13 protein-coding genes and 4 pseudogenes are annotated in these 18,965 nt (G+C 59.8%); 12 read left to right on the top strand and 5 right to left on the bottom strand.

Features of this window, described 5'->3' with window-relative positions:
- The first annotated feature begins 30 nt into the window (after positions 1–30).
- Positions 31–1,557: an ATP-dependent DNA helicase gene (locus tag AC0L4F_RS04690; RefSeq protein ID WP_244685853.1), complete on the top strand. Its 1,527-nt coding sequence runs from the start codon at positions 31–33 to the stop codon at positions 1,555–1,557.
- A gap of 68 nt (positions 1,558–1,625) precedes the next feature.
- Here AC0L4F_RS04690 and AC0L4F_RS04695 read toward each other — a convergent pair whose 3' ends face one another.
- The 3 genes from AC0L4F_RS04695 to gloB form a co-directional block, all read right to left on the bottom strand.
- Positions 1,626–2,576 (bottom strand): M23 family metallopeptidase, encoded by a 951-nt coding sequence (locus AC0L4F_RS04695; RefSeq protein ID WP_244685855.1) that lies wholly within the window; start codon positions 2,574–2,576, stop codon positions 1,626–1,628.
- Positions 2,573–4,903 carry an ATP-dependent Clp protease ATP-binding subunit ClpA gene (gene clpA, locus AC0L4F_RS04700; RefSeq protein WP_244685857.1) on the bottom strand — a complete coding sequence of 777 codons (2,331 nt, stop codon included), beginning with the start codon at positions 4,901–4,903 and terminating at the stop codon, positions 2,573–2,575. The genes AC0L4F_RS04695 and clpA overlap by 4 nt, the downstream gene beginning before the upstream one ends.
- A 175-nt stretch (positions 4,904–5,078) precedes the next feature.
- Positions 5,079–5,849, bottom strand: a complete 771-nt coding sequence (gene gloB / locus AC0L4F_RS04705; protein ID WP_244685860.1) for a hydroxyacylglutathione hydrolase — start codon at positions 5,847–5,849, stop codon at positions 5,079–5,081.
- A 63-nt stretch (positions 5,850–5,912) separates the two neighbouring features.
- On the opposite strand from gloB, the pseudogene AC0L4F_RS04710 reads away from it, so the two are divergent.
- The 8 genes and pseudogenes from AC0L4F_RS04710 to metG all read left to right on the top strand — a co-directional run bounded on the left by AC0L4F_RS04710 (position 5,913) and on the right by metG (position 15,178).
- Positions 5,913–6,658, top strand: a pseudogene (locus tag AC0L4F_RS04710) (methyltransferase domain-containing protein).
- A 305-nt stretch (positions 6,659–6,963) separates the two neighbouring features.
- A complete protein-coding gene (locus AC0L4F_RS04715; RefSeq protein ID WP_244685862.1) occupies positions 6,964–7,530 on the top strand; it encodes a F0F1 ATP synthase subunit delta in 567 nt (188 codons plus the stop codon).
- Positions 7,531–9,069, top strand: coding sequence for a F0F1 ATP synthase subunit alpha (gene atpA / locus AC0L4F_RS04720; protein ID WP_244685864.1), 1,539 nt, complete (start codon positions 7,531–7,533; stop codon positions 9,067–9,069).
- Between the two features lie 12 nt (positions 9,070–9,081).
- Positions 9,082–9,963 (top strand): F0F1 ATP synthase subunit gamma, encoded by an 882-nt coding sequence (locus tag AC0L4F_RS04725; protein WP_244685867.1) that lies wholly within the window; start codon positions 9,082–9,084, stop codon positions 9,961–9,963.
- Between the two features lie 17 nt (positions 9,964–9,980).
- Positions 9,981–11,404 (top strand): annotated as a pseudogene (gene atpD, locus AC0L4F_RS04730) (F0F1 ATP synthase subunit beta).
- A gap of 72 nt (positions 11,405–11,476) precedes the next feature.
- A pseudogene (locus tag AC0L4F_RS04735) lies at positions 11,477–11,915 on the top strand (F0F1 ATP synthase subunit epsilon).
- Positions 11,916–12,095: 180 nt separating this feature from the next.
- Positions 12,096–13,328 carry a tryptophan synthase subunit beta gene (gene trpB / locus AC0L4F_RS04740; protein WP_244685869.1) on the top strand — a complete coding sequence of 411 codons (1,233 nt, stop codon included), beginning with the start codon at positions 12,096–12,098 and terminating at the stop codon, positions 13,326–13,328.
- 132 nt (positions 13,329–13,460) lie between these two features.
- Positions 13,461–15,178, top strand: a pseudogene (metG, locus tag AC0L4F_RS04745) (methionine--tRNA ligase).
- A 97-nt stretch (positions 15,179–15,275) separates the two neighbouring features.
- Here the strand turns inward: metG and AC0L4F_RS04750 are convergent.
- Positions 15,276–15,710, bottom strand: a complete 435-nt coding sequence (locus tag AC0L4F_RS04750; RefSeq protein ID WP_244685871.1) for an FKBP-type peptidyl-prolyl cis-trans isomerase — start codon at positions 15,708–15,710, stop codon at positions 15,276–15,278.
- 213 nt (positions 15,711–15,923) lie between these two features.
- Entirely contained in the window at positions 15,924–16,307 is a 384-nt protein-coding gene (locus AC0L4F_RS04755; RefSeq protein ID WP_244685873.1) for a VOC family protein, read from the bottom strand.
- A 99-nt stretch (positions 16,308–16,406) separates the two neighbouring features.
- Between AC0L4F_RS04755 and AC0L4F_RS04760 the strand changes: the two genes are divergently transcribed.
- The 3 genes from AC0L4F_RS04760 to AC0L4F_RS04770 are packed head-to-tail and all read left to right on the top strand — an operon-like array spanning position 16,407 to position 18,889.
- Positions 16,407–17,093: a haloacid dehalogenase type II gene (locus AC0L4F_RS04760; protein WP_244685875.1), complete on the top strand. Its 687-nt coding sequence runs from the start codon at positions 16,407–16,409 to the stop codon at positions 17,091–17,093.
- Positions 17,094–17,921: an alpha/beta fold hydrolase gene (locus tag AC0L4F_RS04765; RefSeq protein ID WP_244685877.1), complete on the top strand. Its 828-nt coding sequence runs from the start codon at positions 17,094–17,096 to the stop codon at positions 17,919–17,921.
- Positions 17,918–18,889, top strand: coding sequence for a threonine ammonia-lyase (locus tag AC0L4F_RS04770; protein ID WP_244685879.1), 972 nt, complete (start codon positions 17,918–17,920; stop codon positions 18,887–18,889). The genes AC0L4F_RS04765 and AC0L4F_RS04770 overlap by 4 nt, the downstream gene beginning before the upstream one ends.
- The last annotated feature ends 76 nt before the right edge of the window (positions 18,890–18,965 follow it).

The raw sequence follows: 18,965 nt of genomic DNA on the forward strand, positions 1-18,965 counted from the left end.
CTTGTTCGGGCGGGCCTATAGTGTCCGCCCATGACAGTGCCCACGCTCACTTTTTCCGAAGATCAGGCCGAAGCCTTTGACCGTGTGAGCACGGTTTTGCGCGCTGCTGGCATCAATCTGGACGACGCCATTTTGTCCCCCCCGCGTGATGGCCGCAGCAACGTGCTGGCCATCACCGGCAAGGCCGGTTCGGGCAAGACATTGTTGTTGGCCGAACTGTACAAAGCGTTGAAAGACGCCGGGGTCGACATCGTGTCCGGTGATTGGGAAGGGCGCAAGCGCAAGGATCGGCGCACGCTGGCAATTCTGGCGCCGACGAACAAGGCCGCCAGCGTGTTGCGCATGCGCGGCGTGCCTGCCACCACCATTCACCGCATTCTTTATACACCGGTGTATGACCCAGAATATGAACGCATTGCCGAATGGCTGGCGGGCAATGGCGAGCGCCCCGACATCGAGGGCCTGACCGACGCGGCACTCGACCGGGCACATGCATTTTATCAGACCAACAATTCCATCCCCGGGGCGCTGGCGGCGGCTGGGCTGCGCGGATCGGATTTCATCACCGGATGGAAACGGCGCGAAGAAGAGCTGGATATCGGGTTTGTCGATGAAGCCTCGATGTTGGATGACCGGCAATATGGTGATCTGCGGGAAATTTTCCCGACCTTGGTGATGTTTGGCGATCCCGCCCAGCTGGCCCCGGTCAATCAATCCGGCGCGATGGTGTTTGAAAAGCTGGACGAGGACCGGGTTTTGGCCCTGCGCCGCATTCACCGGCAAGAAGCGGACAATCCGATCCTTGATCTGGCCCATGCGCTGGCGGATCCGACGCTGGAATTCCACGATTTCGAACAGATGGTGGAAGAAAAATCCAAATCCGATGACCGTGTGGTCTGGGGCCAGCGGGTCGAGGTTGATCTGATGGCGCGCTCGCCGGTTCTGGTCTGGCGAAATGCCACGCGCATCCGGCTGATCAATGCCTTTCGCAAGGTGCACGACGCGCCGGACGACCGCTTGCTCGAAGGTGAGCCGTTGATCTGTGATGGCATCGAATTGCCATTGAAACACCGCAAGAAACGTCTGGATCTGGAGGCGCGGGGCCTGATCAAAGGTGCGCAGGTGGTCTATCTTGGCGCGGGCAAGAAGCCGGGGTTTTCCCGTTTGCATGTGATGGGCGCGGAAGATCCACGGGTGTCCGCGGCGTCGATCGTGAAAATCGAAATGCCGGACGAGGAGGAGCCGTTCATTCCTTTTGCCGCCCGGATGGGGGCGACATTTTTGCATGGCGCCGCTGTGACGATCCACAAGGCCCAAGGGTCACAATGGGACAGCGTCCAGGTTTTTGCCCCGGATTTGTTTGTTGCGGCCCGCATGGGCCGGGTCGAGGCCGGGCAACCACTGTGGAAACGACTGGCCTATGTGGCGATCACCCGGGCGCAGGACCGTCTGATCTGGGTGGTGCGCAACCGGCTGGCGCGCCCGACGTACGAATTGCGCGTCGATGATCTTCCGGTGCCACAAACGGCCCTGACACTGGAGGCTCTGGAAGACTGACGCGTTTCACACGAAACGCCTGTGGTCTGGGGTGTTTCAGGAGGCCCCGGAGCAGGTCCGGGGCGGTGTCAGCGCAGGGTTGTTGTTTCGGTTTTCTCGCTGATGATTTCGTCACCGCGCAAGAGTTGAACGATGAGTTCATAGGTGCCGCTTGGCCAGCCGGACGGTTGGGCCCTGCGGCCAGCGGCGCGGAAAAATGTGGCCTGCGGTTTTTCGAGTTGGGTGTCGCTGGTCGTGATCTGCCCGTCAGGGCCATCGATCACAATGCGCAGGACATCGCCAGCCCGACCGCCAAACGCATATCCATATCCCACCAAGGCGGTATCGCGGCGTGGCGCAATGTCGTCGGCGGTTCCAATTTGCACCTCGGAATAAGCCGGCACACCGGCGGAAAACCCGACGTCGATCACTCCGCCGGGCACGTAGGGCAGCCGATCCACCCAGAGTGTTTGATCGGCGTCACAGGAGGCCGCGCCATTTGGCGCAAAGGGATCGATCACTGCGCCATCCTTGCGGACCGAAAGATGCAGATGCGGGAACTCTGTGCGGCCGCTAAGGCCGACAAGCCCAAGTGCGGTGCCGGCGGCGACCTCCTGACCCGAGCGGACCAGAACCGAGCCGCGCCGCAAATGGCAATATTGGGTTTCCCAACCATCAGCATGTTGGATCACAACACCATTGCCGCAGTCGCGGTTGTCAAGATCGCGCCCAGCATACACTTCGTCCGCCATTCCGTCGCGGGTGCCGCGCACCACGCCGGGGGCTGCGGCGCGCACGGTCACCCCGCGCTGCATGTCCTCTTGTGTGGGGAGGGCGAAATCCGTGCCCTTGTGGCCATCATAGCTCAGACCCTGGCAGAGGAAATCCCGTGCGCCGGGGCCGGGGTCGTGGTCGACAAATTGCTGGATGTAACAGGATTGCCCAAGGATACAGTCAACGGGCTGCACCAACAAAAAAGGCTCAGCCACCACAGGGGCGGCTGAGCCAATCATCAGGATCGCGATGATCCGTTTGATCATTCGGCGGTCAGAAGCGGTGGCTTCTTGCCAGTCAGGCGCGGTTTGTCCGGCCCGCTGATTTGCAGATCGATCTTGCCGTCCTTGACCGAGACACGCACAACACCGCCCTTGGCCAGTTTGCCAAACAGCAACTCTTCGGCCAGTGGCTTCTTGATGTGTTCCTGGATCACCCGGCCCAGCGGACGCGCGCCCATTTTGTCGTCGTAACCTTTGTCACCCAACCATTCGGCGGCGGGTTTCGTCAGCTCGATTGTGACGTTGCGGTCCATCAACTGCGCTTCCAGTTGCAGAACGAACTTTTCCACCACCAGCGAAATCACTGCTTTTGGCAGAGGTTTGAAGCTGATGACCGCATCCAGACGGTTGCGGAACTCCGGTGTGAAGGTGCGTTCGATCGCGGCGGTATCCTCGCCCTCGCGGCGATCCCGGCCAAAGCCGATAGCCGCTTTGGCCTGTTCCGTCGCGCCGGCGTTGGACGTCATGATCAGGATCACATTGCGGAAATCCACAGTGCGCCCGTTGTGATCGGTCAGCGTGCCGTGATCCATCACCTGCAACAGGATGTTATAGACATCCGGGTGGGCCTTTTCCATCTCGTCCAGAAGCAGGACGCAATGCGGGTGCTGGTCGACGCCATCGGTCAGCTGGCCACCCTGATCGAAACCAACATAGCCCGGAGGCGCACCGATCAGACGCGAAACGGCGTGTTTCTCCATGTATTCCGACATGTCAAACCGCAGCAACTCGACACCCAGCGTATCCGCCAGTTGTTTTGCCACCTCGGTTTTGCCGACACCGGTTGGCCCGGCAAACAGGTAGTTGCCGATGGGTTTTTCCGGTTCGCGCAGCCCGGCACGGGCCAGTTTGATCGCGCTGGACAGGGCGACAATGGCGTCATCCTGGCCAAAGACCACGCGTTTCAGGCTGGCCTCCAGATCTTTCAGAACCTCGGCATCGCTTTTCGACACGTTTTTCGGCGGGATGCGGGCAATCTTGGCGACCACATCTTCGATTTCCTTGGTGCCGATGGTCTTGCGGCGACGCGATTCCACCAGCAGATGCTGCGCGGCACCGGCTTCGTCGATCACGTCAATCGCCTTGTCCGGCAATTTGCGGTCCGTGATATAGCGCGCCGACAGTTCGACAGCGGTCTTGATCGCATCCGCGGTGTATTTGATGTGATGGTGATCCTCGAAATAGGGTTTCAGACCTTTCAGGATCTTCACCGAATCTTCGACCGAGGGTTCCGCCACGTCGATTTTCTGGAACCGGCGGGCAAGGGCGCGATCCTTTTCGAAATGCTGGCGGAATTCCTTGTAGGTCGTGCTGCCCATGGTGCGCAGTTTGCCGCCCTGCAAAGCAGGTTTCAGCAGGTTCGACGCATCCATCGCCCCACCGGATGTGGCACCAGCGCCGATTACGGTGTGAATTTCGTCGATGAACAAGACCGCGTTGGGATGGTCCTCCAGCTCATTCATGACCGCTTTCAGGCGCTCCTCGAAATCACCACGATACCGCGTGCCCGCCAGAAGAGCGCCCATATCCAGCGAATAGATGGTGGTTTCCGACAGAACTTCGGGGGTTTCGCCGGACACGATCTTACGTGCCAGACCCTCTGCAATGGCGGTTTTTCCGACGCCCGGATCGCCCACCAGAAGCGGGTTGTTCTTGCGGCGGCGGCACAGCACCTGAATGCAGCGCTCGACCTCGGAATCGCGACCGATCAGCGGATCCACATCGCCAAGCCGGGACTTTTCGTTCAGGTCGACACAATATTTGCCAAGCGCGCTCTCTTTTTGGTCGGCTTCGGCGGTATTTTCGGGCTGCTGGGTCTTATCTTCGATGTCCTGCGCGCCGGATACCGACCGCGCCTCGCCAAAGGCGGGATCCTTGGCCACACCATGCGCGATGAAATTCACCGCATCATACCGTGTCATATCCTGCTCTTGCAGGAAGTAGGCGGCGTTGGATTCGCGTTCGGCAAAGATCGCGACCAGCACATTGGCACCGGTCACTTCGGTCCGGCCCGACGATTGCACATGAATCGCCGCGCGTTGGATCACGCGTTGGAAAGCCGCGGTGGGCACCGCTTCGGACCCTTCGATGTCGGTCACCAGATTGGACAGGTCACTGTCGACGTATTCGACAAGTTTCTGTCGCAATTCTTCGGTATCGACGCTGCATGCCTTCATCACACGGGTGGCATCGGGTTCGTCGATCAGGGCCAGAAGCAAATGTTCCAGCGTGGCAAATTCATGTGAACGGCTGTTGGCAAGGGCCAGGGCCGCGTGGATTGCCTGTTCAAGTGTGTTCGAGAATGAAGGCACTGCGCGTGCTCCTTCTGATTTGGGTCGGCCTGCGCGGAACGCAGGGACAACCTTGGCCTCATAAGGTTAAAGTTTGGTCGATCCGGGACCAGCTTCAAGTTTTTTCTTCATTTTTCTGGTCACATTTCCAAACACTGTGGAGACAGCGCCGTGATTTGCGGCAATGTGGCAGAGGTTATTTGAAGCTGTCCCGCCGTTTTCGGACCTCGGCAAAGACAGACACGGGATCGCCATCCGCCAGTGCAACCGCCGTTTTCACCGCCGCTACATCGGCGCGCAAAAATGGGTTGGTGGCCAGCTCTTGTGCTAACGTGGTGGGAACGGTGGCACGCCCCGCTGCGCGTGCTGCCGCGATTTCTTCTCCGCGAGAGATAAGATCATTATTGCCCGGTTCAATGGTCATGGCAAAACGAAAATTGGTTTCCGCGTATTCATGACCGGAACAAATCACTGTGTCCGGCGGCAGGGCGGCCATTTTCTGCATCGAGGCCAACATCATGTCGGGCGTGCCTTCGAACAACCGGCCACAACCCAGCGCCATCAGGCTGTCCATCGTCACGAGGAACCCGGACTTCGGCAGGTGATAGGCGACATGGCCGATGGTATGGCCCGGCACATCCAAAACGGTCACCTCCTCGCCGCCAAAGGCAATGCTGTCGCCTTCGACCACCTGTTGGTCCAGCGGCGGCAGACGATGCGCGTCCGCCTTGGCACCAATGACGCGGGCAGGGGCGGCGCGCAGCAGATCGGCGGTGCCGTCCACATGATCCCAATGGTGGTGGGTCAAAAAGATATGGCTGAGCGTCCAGCCCCGGGTTTCCAATGCGCTCAGGATCGGCCCGGCCTCCGGCACATCAAACACGGCGGTTTCGCCGGATTGGGCATCATGCATCAGATAAGTGTAATTATCCGACAGGCACGGGATGGTCACAAGCTCAAGGGGCATGGCAATTCGCGGCTCCGTTGCTAGAGTGGCCCCCAAGTCTGACCCAAAGGAGCGCGGACCGCAATGCACCTTGATGTGCAGGATCTGAGGAATTTCTATTACCGCAGCACGCTGGGCCGTGCGGCGCAAAAGGCCGTGCGCGAACGGATGCTGAAAATCTGGCCCGAGGCCAAGGGCCAAACCGTGGCCGGATATGGCTTTGCCGTGCCATTGCTGCGGCCTTATCTGCGGGACGCGCGCCGGGTGATTGCGATGATGCCGGGTCCGCAGGGGGTGATGTCCTGGCCTGCGGGCGCGCCAAACGTGTCTGTTCTGACAGAGGAAACGCTGTGGCCGATTGAGACCGGTCGTATCGACAAGCTTTTGCTGTTGCATGGGCTGGAAACCTCAGAACGTCCCACGGCGCTGCTGGAGGAATGCCACCGGGTGCTGGGGCCGGGGGGCAAGGTGATGTTCATCGTGCCGAACCGCGCGGGCCTGTGGTCGCGCAGCGATGCCACGCCTTTCGGCTTTGGCCGCCCCTACAGCCAGGGCCAGCTTGAGACCCAATTGCGCGTGCATGGCTTCATGCCAGAGGCCCATGCCGCGGCGCTCTATCAGCCGCCGTCGCGCCGCCGCTTTTGGCACAAGGCCGGCCGGTCTGGGAACGGATGGGCCAGCGATTTGGCTTGCCATTGCCGGCGGGGGTGTTGATGGTTGTGGCATCCAAACGGGTGCAGGCACCTTTGGGTCCGGGCAACCGGGTGCGGGTGCGAAACCCGTTGGAAGTGCTCAGCCCGACGCCCGCAAAAGGCATCAAACCAGTATAGGCGCTAACATGTAAATCAGGGTCGGTCATCGCACCAAAATTGCGCAGAAAACCGGCACGGGAATCGTGGATCTTCACAAATTCGCGCGTTTTTTGTTGTCTTTCCGGTGCCGCATTCGGTCGCATATAAGCTAAGTCACTGGTTTTTATCAAAAAACACCAGTTCGGAAAAGCCTTCAAGCATGTTGCGGGGTAGGGTAGGCTCTGCTACATCCGCGTTGATTTTGCGCTTTGAGCTACATCAAGGCCGGGAAACGCCCCCGGAATTCGCATCCTGCGAAGAACCGGGGCCAGATAGTCGGAAGGGTGGACGTGTCCGAACCAGCTTCGATTTCCTCTGGCATTGCTGATCGCTATGCGACAGCGGTGTTCGAGATCGCGAACGAGAACGGCAAATTGGCCGAGCTTGAAGGAAACCTTGACGATCTTGCTGCGGCGCTGAATGAGAGCGACGATTTGCGGGATCTGATCAACAACCCGCTCTACACGCGCGCGGCCCAGGGTGCGGCGATCACAGCGCTGGCCCAAAAGATGGAGCTGCGCCCGGTGTTGGCAAAGGCGCTGGGGCTGATGGCCTCCAAGCGCCGGTTGTTCGTGTTGCCTCAGCTTATCAAACAGCTGCGCGCCAAGATTGCAGACCACAAAGGCGAAGTGACCGCAGATGTGGTCAGCGCCCAGCCGCTGTCCCCGGCCCAGGCCGATGCGCTGGCAACGACGCTGAAAGCGTCCATTGGCAAAGACATAAAAGTGAATGCGACCGTTGATGAAACCCTCATCGGTGGTCTTGTTGTCAAGGTGGGCTCGAAGATGATCGACACGTCGATCCGCTCCAAGCTCAATTCCCTCCAGAATGCAATGAAAGAGGTCGGATAAATGGGTATCCAAGCAGCCGAAATTTCTGCGATCCTAAAGGAGCAGATCCAAAACTTCGGACAAGAGGCGGAAATCGCCGAAGTGGGCCGCGTGCTCTCTGTCGGTGACGGTATCGCACGTGTTCACGGCCTCGACAGCGTTCAAGCTGGCGAAATGGTCGAATTCCCCGGCGGCATCATGGGCATGGCGCTGAACCTCGAGGCCGACAACGTCGGTATCGTGATCTTCGGCTCTGACCGGGACATCAAAGAAGGTGACACCGTCAAGCGCACCAACTCGATCGTGGACGTGCCTGCGGGCAATGGTCTTCTGGGTCGTGTTGTTGACGGTCTGGGCAACCCGCTGGACGGCAAGGGCCCGATTGAATTCTCCGAGCGTCGCATCGCCGACGTCAAGGCACCGGGCATCATCCCGCGTAAATCGGTTCATGAACCGATGGCAACCGGCCTGAAATCGGTTGACGCGATGATCCCGATTGGCCGTGGCCAGCGTGAGCTGATCATTGGTGACCGTCAGACCGGTAAAACCGCCGTGGCGCTTGACGCGATCCTGAACCAGAAATCCTACAACGAAGCCGCAGGCGACGACGAAGACAAGAAGCTGTATTGCATCTATGTCGCTGTTGGCCAAAAGCGTTCGACCGTTGCACAGCTGGTGAAACGTCTCGAAGAATCCGGCGCGATTGATTATTCGATCGTTGTGGCCGCGACCGCGTCCGACCCGGCCCCGATGCAGTTCCTTGCACCCTATGCCGCGACCGCCATGGCGGAATTCTTCCGCGACAATGGCCGTCACGCACTGATCGTATACGATGATCTGTCGAAACAGGCCGTGTCCTATCGCCAGATGTCGCTGCTGCTGCGTCGCCCGCCCGGACGTGAAGCCTATCCTGGCGACGTTTTCTATCTCCACTCCCGCCTGCTGGAACGTTCGGCCAAGCTGAACGAAGACAACGGCTCGGGCTCGCTGACCGCTCTGCCGATCATTGAAACCCAAGGTGGCGACGTTTCGGCGTTTATTCCGACCAACGTGATTTCGATCACCGACGGCCAGATCTTCCTTGAAACCGAATTGTTTTATCAGGGTATTCGCCCAGCTGTGAACACCGGTCTGTCGGTGTCGCGGGTTGGTTCGTCCGCTCAGACGAACTCGATGAAATCGGTTGCGGGTCCGGTGAAACTGGAACTGGCGCAGTATCGCGAAATGGCGGCCTTTGCACAGTTTGGTTCCGACCTCGACGCCGCGACCCAGCAGCTGCTGAACCGTGGTGCGCGTCTGACCGAGCTGATGAAACAGCCGCAGTATTCGCCGCTGACCAACGCGGAAATCGTCTGCGTCATCTTCGCCGGCACCAAAGGTTACCTCGACAAGATCGCGGTGTCCGACGTGGGCCGTTTCGAACAGGGCATGCTGCAGCATCTGCGTTCCAAGCACAGCGATCTGCTGGACTTCATCACCAAGGAAGACCCCAAGATCAAAGGTGAAGCCGAGGACAAGATCCGCGCCGCACTGGACGAATTCGCCGCTGACTTCGCATAAGGAGATAGGGCTATGCCAAATCTCAAGGACCTAAAAAACAGGATCGCGTCGGTCAAATCGACCCGCAAGATCACCAAGGCCATGCAAATGGTGGCCGCCGCAAAACTGCGGCGGGCACAGGAAGCTGCGGAACAGTCGCGTCCCTATACGGAACGGTTCAATGCCGTGATGGCAGGGCTGGCAAAATCTGTGGGTGACAGCGACAGCGCACCCCGGCTTTTGTCCGGCACTGGCAGTGACGATGTGCATTTGCTTGTCGTGATGACCGCTGAACGCGGTCTTTGCGGCGGCTTTAACGGCAACATCGCCAAGCTGGCGCGCGCCAAGGCGCAAGAGCTTATTGCCCAGGGCAAGACTGTCAAAATCCTGACCGTCGGCAAAAAAGGCCGTGATGCGATCAAACGCGATTTGGGTGCACATTTTGTGGCCCATATCGACCTGAGCGACGTCAAGCGTGTCGGCTATGCCAATGCGCAGGACATCGCAAAGGATGTTCTTGGCCGGTTTGACGGTGGTGATTTCGACGTTGCGACGATCTTCTATGCGAAGTTCGTCAACGTCGTGACCCAAATTCCGACCGCGCAACAGATCATCCCCGCCACATTCGATGTGGACGAGGCCGAGGAAGCCGGGGCGAGCACGCTCTATGACTACGAGCCCAGCGAAGAGGCAATTCTTGCCGATCTGCTGCCCCGTGGTGTGGCAACCCAGATCTTTGCAGGCCTTTTGGAAAATGGTGCATCGGAACAGGGTGCGCGGATGTCCGCAATGGACAACGCAACCCGCAACGCAGGCGAAATGATCGACAAGCTGACGATCGAATACAACCGCTCGCGTCAGGCCGTCATCACCAACGAACTGATCGAAATTATCTCGGGCGCGGAAGCGCTCTAAGAACCGGAGACCTATAAATGGCAAACGCACAAGGCAAAGTGACCCAGGTCATCGGCGCCGTTGTCGACGTACAGTTCGACGACGAGCTGCCGGCGATTCTGAACGCGCTGACCACCGACAACAACGGCAACAATCTGGTTCTGGAAGTGGCCCAGCACCTGGGTGAAAACACTGTCCGGGCCATCGCAATGGAAGCGACCGAGGGCCTCGTTCGCGGTCAAGCGGTCGAAGACACAGGCGGGCCGATTTCGGTTCCCGTCGGCGAGGCGACCCTTGGCCGCATCATCAACGTCATCGGCGAGCCGGTTGACGAAAAAGGTGCAGTTGAGGCAACAGAAACCCGTTCGATCCACCAGCCTGCACCGGAATTTTCCGACCAGGCGACCGAAGCCGAGGTTCTGGTGACCGGGATCAAGGTTATCGACCTGCTGGCGCCTTACGCCAAGGGTGGTAAAATTGGTCTGTTCGGTGGTGCCGGCGTGGGCAAAACCGTTCTGATCATGGAACTGATCAACAACATCGCAAAAGTGCACTCGGGTCTCTCGGTGTTTGCGGGTGTGGGTGAGCGGACCCGTGAAGGTAACGACCTTTACTACGAAATGATCGAATCCGGCGTTATCAACCCCGATAACATGACCGAGTTGAAAATTGCGCTGGTTTACGGCCAGATGAACGAGCCTCCCGGTGCGCGTATGCGGGTTGCTCTGACCGGTCTGACACTGGCGGAACAATTCCGTAACTCGACAGGTTCCGACGTTCTGTTCTTTGTCGACAACATCTTCCGCTTTACTCAGGCGGGTTCGGAAGTTTCGGCTCTGCTTGGTCGTATTCCTTCCGCTGTGGGCTATCAGCCGACACTGGCCACCGACATGGGTGCGATGCAGGAACGGATTACATCGACAAAGCGCGGTTCGATTACATCGATCCAAGCGGTCTATGTGCCTGCGGATGACCTTACCGACCCGGCACCTGCAACCACCTTTGCCCACCTTGATGCGCAAACCGTTCTGTCGCGTGCGATCTCCGAACTGGGTATCTACCCGGCCGTTGACCCGCTCGATTCCAGCTCGCGTTTGATGGATCCGGCGATTGTGGGTGACGAGCACTATAAAGTGGCGTCCGACGTTCAGCAGATCCTTCAGCGCTACAAATCGCTGCAGGACATCATCGCCATTCTCGGCATGGACGAACTGTCGGAAGAGGACAAGCTGACCGTGGCACGCGCCCGGAAAATCCAGCGTTTCCTGTCCCAGCCGTTCGACGTGGCGAAAGTGTTCACCGGCTCTGACGGTGTGCAGGTTCCGTTGGAAGACACGATCTCTTCGTTCAAGGCGGTTGTGGCGGCGAATATGACCACCTGCCCGAAGGCGCCTTCTATATGGTTGGCGGCATCGAAGAGGTGAAAGCCAAAGCCGAGAAGATGGCTGCCGACGCGGCCTAATGAACTGGCCGGTTGTTTCCAAACGGGCCCTTCGGGGCCCGCGCGGGAACAACCTCTCCAAAGGAGAAGAAGATGGCAGATGAAATGCAATTCGACCTGGTCAGCCCAGAGCGCAGCCTTGCTTCGCAAAAGGTGACTTCGGTTCAGATCCCGGGTGCGGACGGCGATATGACGGCTATGGCCGATCACGCGCCGACGATTACCACCCTGCGTCCCGGCGTTCTGCGGGTTGATGGGGCCTGGCGCAACGGCCGAATATGTTGTGACCGGTGGGTTTGCCCAGATCAATTCCGACGGCGTGACTGTTCTGGCGGAACGGGCGATTGCCCGCACTGACATGACCCAGGAACTGCTGGACGCGATGATCGCCGAGGCCGCTTCGGTGCACAAAGCCGCCAAAGAAGCCAAGGAACCAGCCCAGGGCATGTTGGATGATGCTGCAAAGCTGGTCGCCGATATGGTGGCAATGGGCAGCGAAATTGGCCTTTCGGCCAGCCAGCCCAACCTCTGATCCGGCGAAGATCCGACAAAACCTTTATGATGCGGCGCGTCTCCCTTTGGGGGCGCGCCGTTTCTTTTGGCGGATGCATCTTCGCAACGCACCATATTGCTCTGGTTCCGGGGGCATTAGTGCTTTTACTCCCTGGGCTGCGGCGGTATTCAGATGGGCAAAACCGACAAAGGTGTCCTCATGTCCAACGACCTTTTCAATTCTTTCATGACCGGCCCTGACGAAAAGGGTCGTTTCGGCAATTACGGCGGGCGCTTTGTGTCCGAGACCCTGATGCCGCTGATCCTCTCGCTTGAAGAGGAATATGAAAAGGCCAAGACAGACAAAGATTTCTGGGACGAGATGGAGTTTCTGTGGAAACACTATGTTGGTCGTCCCAGCCCGCTTTATCATGCCGAAGGGCTGAGCGAACGCCTTGGCGGCGCCAAGATCTATCTCAAGCGTGACGAGCTGAACCACACCGGCGCGCATAAGATCAACAATGTGTTGGGCCAGATCCTTCTGGCGCGCCGTATGGGCAAGACCCGGATCATTGCCGAAACCGGCGCCGGACAGCATGGGGTGGCCACCGCCACCGTCTGTGCCAAGTTTGGGCTGAAATGCGTGGTCTATATGGGCGCGCATGATGTTGAACGGCAAAAACCGAATGTCTTCCGCATGCGCCTTCTGGGGGCCGAGGTGGTGCCGGTCACGTCTGGGCGTGGCACGCTCAAGGACGCGATGAACGATGCGCTGCGCGATTGGGTGACCAATGTGCGCGACACGTTCTACTGCATCGGCACCGTGGCGGGGCCGCATCCCTATCCGGCGATGGTCCGCGATTTTCAGGCGATCATTGGCAAAGAAGCCAAAGAACAGATGCAAGAGGCCGAGGGCCGTTTGCCCGACACGATCATTGCTGCCATCGGTGGCGGATCGAATGCTATGGGTCTGTTCTTTCCCTTCCTTGATGACAAGGATGTGCGCATCATCGGGGTCGAGGCCGGCGGCAAAGGTGTGAACCAGAAGATGGAACATTGCGCCTCTCTGACGGGGGGACGTCCCGGGGTGCTGCATGGCAACCGGACCTATCTGTTGCAGGACGACGATGGTCAGATCCTCGAAGGGTTCTCGATCTCTGCCGGTCTCGACTATCCCGGCATTGGCCCGGAACATTCCTGGCTGCATGACACCGGCCGCGCCGAATATGTCGCCATCACCGACAAGGAAGCGCTGGAGGCATTCCAGCTTTGCTGTGAATGTGAAGGCATCATTCCGGCGTTGGAACCCTCTCACGCCCTGGCGCATGTGATGAAGATCGCACCGGAACTGCCGAAAGATCACCTGATCATCATGAACATGTGTGGCCGTGGCGACAAAGACATCTTTGCCGTCGCCAAACATCTGGGTTTTGACATGGATGATGCCGAGTAACATCCTCCGGGCGGGGGCGGCTGGCCTAATCCCACTGCGGAAATCGGCAAATCTTTTGCCCCGCCCCCACGACCACTGGCCCCGCGTGTCGCCCTGCGCTAAACGGGGCGAAACCACATTTCGGGGACGCCCATGACACGCCACCTCATTACTTCTGCCATTCCCTATATCAACGGGATCAAACATCTGGGCAATCTTGTCGGCTCGCAACTGCCGGCGGATCTGTTTGCGCGGTTCCAACGGGCCCGCGGCAACGAGGTGATGTTCCTGTGCGCCACGGATGAACACGGCACCCCCGCCGAACTGGCCGCCGCAAAGGCGGCAAGCCGGTGGATGAATTCTGTGCTGAAATGCATGTGGTGCAAGCCGAGATCGCCAAAGGCTTTCGTCTGTCCTTTGATCATTTTGGCCGCTCCTCCAGCCCGCAAAACCGCAAGCTGACCCAGCATTTCGCAGGCCGTTTGGCCGAGGCCGGTCTGATCCGCGAAGTCAGCGAAAAACAGGTCTATTCCCACGCCGATGGCCGCTTCCTGCCGGACCGTTATATCGAGGGCACCTGCCCGAACTGCGGTTACGACAAAGCGCGCGGCGACCAATGCGAAAACTGCACCAAACAGCTTGATCCCACCGACCTGATCGAGCCGCGCAGCGCGGTCTCGGGCTCGACCGATCTTGAAGTGCGGGAAACCAAACACCTTTATCTGCGGCAATCCGATATGCGGGGCCAGCTGGAGGCCTGGATTGATGGCAAAACCGACTGGCCGGTTCTGACCACCTCTATCGCCAAGAAGTGGCTGAACGATGGGGACGGTCTACAGGACCGGGGGATCACCCGTGACCTCGACTGGGGTGTTCCGGTGCAGAAGGGCGATGCGCCCTGGCCGGGCATGGAGGGCAAGGTTTTCTATGTCTGGTTTGACGCCCCGATCGAATATATCGCCAGTGCCGGTGAATGGGCCGAGGCCAACGGCAAGGGCGACGCCGATTGGGAGCGTTGGTGGCGCACCGACAAGGGCGCAGACGACGTGCGCTATACCCAGTTCATGGGCAAGGACAACGTGCCGTTCCACACCCTCAGCTTTCCGGCGACGATCCTCGGTTCGGGTGAGCCATGGAAATTGGTCGATTACATCAAGTCGTTCAACTATCTGAATTATGATGGCGGCCAGTTCAGCACCTCGCAGGGGCGTGGCGTGTTCATGGATCAGGCGCTGGCCATCCTGCCGGCCGATTACTGGCGCTGGTGGCTGTTGTCGCATGCCCCCGAAAGTTCGGACAGCGAATTCACTTGGGAGAATTTCCAAGCCTCGGTGAACAAGGATCTGGCCGATGTGCTTGGCAACTTTGTCAGCCGGGTTACCAAATTCTGTCGCTCGAAATTCGGCGAAGAAGTGCCCGCCGGGGGCGCAAATGGTCCGCGCGAAGAGGCGTTGATCGCCGATCTGACAACCCGCCTGCGCGCGTATGAGGGCCATATGGAGGCCATCGAGGTGCGCAAAGCGGCGCAAGAGTTGCGGGCGATCTGGGTTGCGGGCAACGAATACCTGCAAGACGCGGCGCCATGGTCGACCTTCAAGACCGATCCTGAACAGGCGGCGGCGCAGATCCGTATGGCGCTGAACCTGATCCGGTTTTACGCGGTGATTTCCAGCCCCTTCATCCCCGACGCCAGCGCCCAGTTGATGGCTGCGATGCAGACCGAAGATGATAGCTGGCCAGCTGAGCTGGATGCCGCCCTGACGGCGCTGCCGGTCGGACATGGGTTTACCGTGCCTGACGTGACCTTCCGCAAGATCACGGATGAAGAACGCGAGACGTGGCAAACCGAGTTCGCCAGCGTTCGCAGCTGATAGGCCATGAAAAAACGCCCGCCGCGGGATGCGGCGGGCGTTTCATATCATGATTTGACTTCGGCTCAGTCTGACGTCTGTTCAGTTTGACCTCCGCTCAGGCGGCGTCGATCTTGACCAATTCGATGTCGAACGTCAGATCTTTGCCCGCCAGCGGGTGATTGGCGTCCAGCGTGACCACCTCTTCGGTGACCTCGACCACAACAACCGGCATGACCTGCCCGGTTGGGGTCTGAACCTGAAGCTGCGTGCCGGGATCAAGCGGAATATCCGCCGGGATTTCGCTGCGCGGTACGTCCTGACGGGCGCTTGGGTCAGGCTGGCCGTAAGCTTCGTCAGCGGGAATGTTCACGACCTTCTTGTCGCCCACTTCCATGCCGGGAATGGCTTTGTCGAGACCGGGAATGATCTGGCCCGATCCGACGGTGAATTCCAGCGGGTCACGCCCCTGCGAGCTGTCAAAGGTGGCGCCGTCGGCCAGTGTTCCGGTATAATGAATGGCAACGGTGTCGCCCGATTTGACCTGGGTCATGCAATCTCCGAGATGTGGGGGGAATGAAAGTGGGAGGCCGCCGCTCTGGCGGGTTCTCCGGATGATGAACCGCTATAATAGCGATATGCACCGGGATTGGCAAACCGCGTGCGCCGATGCGGATGCCAATGCCGATTTTGTCCTGTCGCGTCATGTCCCAAGGCCCGGCACCACGCGGAACCATCCCTTGAAAACAAGATGTTGCGGCGGTGTTTACGGATTGCTTGGCGTCATCAACCCCAGCGCCGCGCCGGTGGGATCCTTGATGATGGCGAAACGGCCCACGCCTTCGACCTCGAACAAATCACGCATGACAGTGCCGCCCATCGCGGCTGTCTGCTTGGCGGCGGCATCGACGTCATCAACGGCGATATACATGAACCAATGGGCGGGGATCTCATCCATATTGGGAATGTCCGCCATGTCCATCATGCCGGCCACCATGTCCTCGCCGCGTTTGGCGACATGATATTCGGCTTCGCCCATCGGCACGGTTTCCCAGGTCCAGCCGCAGGTGCTGGAATAATAGGCTTTGGCCCCTGCGATGTCGCGGGTCATGAGTTCGTTCCAGTGGATTTCGCCGTGTACTTTCGGCATTTTGCGCTCCTTTGAGTTTGGCTGCGTCAACGTAACATGGAATCGGGGTTTTCCCTTGGTCTTTCCCGTGCCAGTCTCGCCCAAAAGGGGGACATTGTGATGACAATCACGACCTGTATTTTTGACGCTTACGGCACCTTGCTGGATGTGTCATCGGCGGCGCGGCTGGCGGCGGCGGAACCCGGCCAGGATCATTGGGCGGGCAAATGGCCTGCCTTGTCTGCGGATTGGCGGGCGAAACAGCTGCAATACAGCTGGTTGCGGGCCATCACCGACGATCATTGCGATTTCTGGCAAGTCACGCAGGACGGGCTGGATTGGGCGATGGCGCGTCATGGGCTGGAACGTGATGTGGCGTTGCGGGAACGGCTGCTGGCCCTCTATTGGGAGCTGCAGGCCTATGCCGAAGTGCCACCGATGCTGGCGACGCTGAAAGCGGCCGGGATGTCGACCGCGATCCTGTCCAATGGGTCGCCGGATATGTTGGCCGGCGCGGTCGAAAGCGCGGGCCTTCAGGAATTGCTGGACGATGTGCTTTCGGTGGAAAGCGTCGGCATCTTCAAGCCGGCGAAACAGGTCTATGACATGGTTGGCACCCGGTTTGGCTGTCGCCCGGAGCAGGTGCTTTTTGTGTCTTCCAATGGCTGGGACGCGGCGGGGGCGGCGGGCTATGGTTTTCATACCGCTTGGGTCAATCGCGCAAATGAGCCTGTGGACAACCTGCCGGGGCGTCCCCAGCATGTCCTGTCGGATCTGACCGGGATTGCCGGGATCTTGGGGATCTGAATGGCATATTTCACCACTTCGGATGGGCTGAAATTGTATTTCGCGGATGAGGGCACTGGCCTGCCGGTGTTGTGCCTGTCGGGATTGACCCGCGACAGCCGCGATTTTTCCTATGTCCTGCCGCATCTGACCGGCTGTCGGGTGATCCGGCTGGATTATCGCGGCCGGGGGAAATCGGAATTCGCCGCTGATCCGCTCAGCTATAATATCCCGCGCGAGGCGCTGGATGTCGTGGAGCTGTTGGATCATCTCGGGTTGGACCGGGTGGCGATCCTTGGCACGTCGCGGGGGGGACTGGTGGCGATGGCATTGGCCGTGACCGTGCCAGAGCGTTTGATCGGGGTGGCGCTGAACGATATCGGGCCAGAACTGGCCAGTGATGGGCTTGACGTGATCATGGGGTATCTGGGCAAGCAGCCGCCGTGGAAAACCTATGAAGAGGCCGCAGCCGCGCGTGAAAAAGGTGTGATGACCGGGTTTGCCAATGTCCCGGCCAGCCGCTGGCGGCAAGAGGTCGAAACCTTTTATGATCAGACCCCCGATGGGCTGCGCATCACCTATGATCCCGGTCTGCGTGACGCGGTGATTGCCGCCGGTGCCCAGCCGATGCCGGATCTCTGGCCGCTTTATGATGCCTTTGCCGGCAAACCATTGGCGGTGATCCGGGGGGCGAACTCTGATCTTCTCAGCGCCGAAACCCTTGCCGAGATGCAAAAGCGCCGCCCCGATGCCCATATCGCCGTGGTGCCCGATCGTGGCCATGTGCCGTTTCTGGATGAGCCTGAGGCGCTGAATGCATTGGGCAATTGGTTGGATGACATGCGATGAACATTGCAATGATTGAAGCCGCCTATGCGCGTATCTCTGGCGTGGTGCGCCGCACACCTTTGCTGTCCTCGCCCTTTCTGGACGAGATCGCCGGGCGGCGGGTGCTGATCAAACCGGAATGTCTGCAACATACCGGCAGTTTCAAGTTTCGCGGCGGCATGTCCGCCTTGTCGGCGCTGGACCCGGCGGTGCGGGCGCGTGGCGTCATCGCCTTTTCATCCGGCAATCATGCCCAGGGCGTGGCGCTGGCGGCGCGGCATTTCGGGGTGCCTGCGGTCATTATCATGCCGTCGGACGCCCCCAAGGTCAAAGTTGCCAATACCCGTGGGCTGGGGGCCGAGGTGGTGCTGTATGAGCGTGGGGTCGAAGATCGCGAACCGATTGGCCAGCGGTTGGCCGAAGAGCGTGGCCTGACCCTGATCCGCCCCTATGATGCGCCCGAGGTCATCGCCGGGCAGGGCACCTGTGGTCTGGAAATTGCGCAACAGGCGGCGGAACTGGGGATCGACAGGGCAGAGGTGTTGGTCTGTTGTGGCGGCGGCGGGCTGACATCCGGGATTGCCTTGGCAGCCGAGGCCCATGCGCCCGGTCTTCGGGTGCGTCCGGTGGAACCGATGGGGTTCGACGATGTCGCCCGGTCGCTGATATCCGGCCAGCTGGAACGCAATGCGGTTGAGGCGGGCGGCCTGTGTGATGCGGTCCTGACCCCGACACCCGGCACGTTGACCTTTCCGATCATGCAGCGCCTTTGCGGCCCGGGGATCGCGGTCAGCGACGAGGCCGCGTTGCGGGCCATGGCGCAGGCCTTTGTCCGGCTCAAGGTGGTGGCGGAACCGGGCGGGGCGGTGGCGCTGGCGGCTGCGCTGTTCCACGGGGCCGAGATCGAGGCTGATACGGTGATCTGCACGATTTCCGGCGGCAACGTCGATCCCGCGGTGTTTCAGCGCGCCCTGGACAGCATCGCCTGAAACCGCATCGCCCGATGCGATTTTGCCCGGCTGGGAATTCCCCGCCGATGCGGGATCGTCCTTGCATGGGGCGGGC

It is taken from the genome of Marinovum sp. J2-8 (assembly GCF_055808435.1).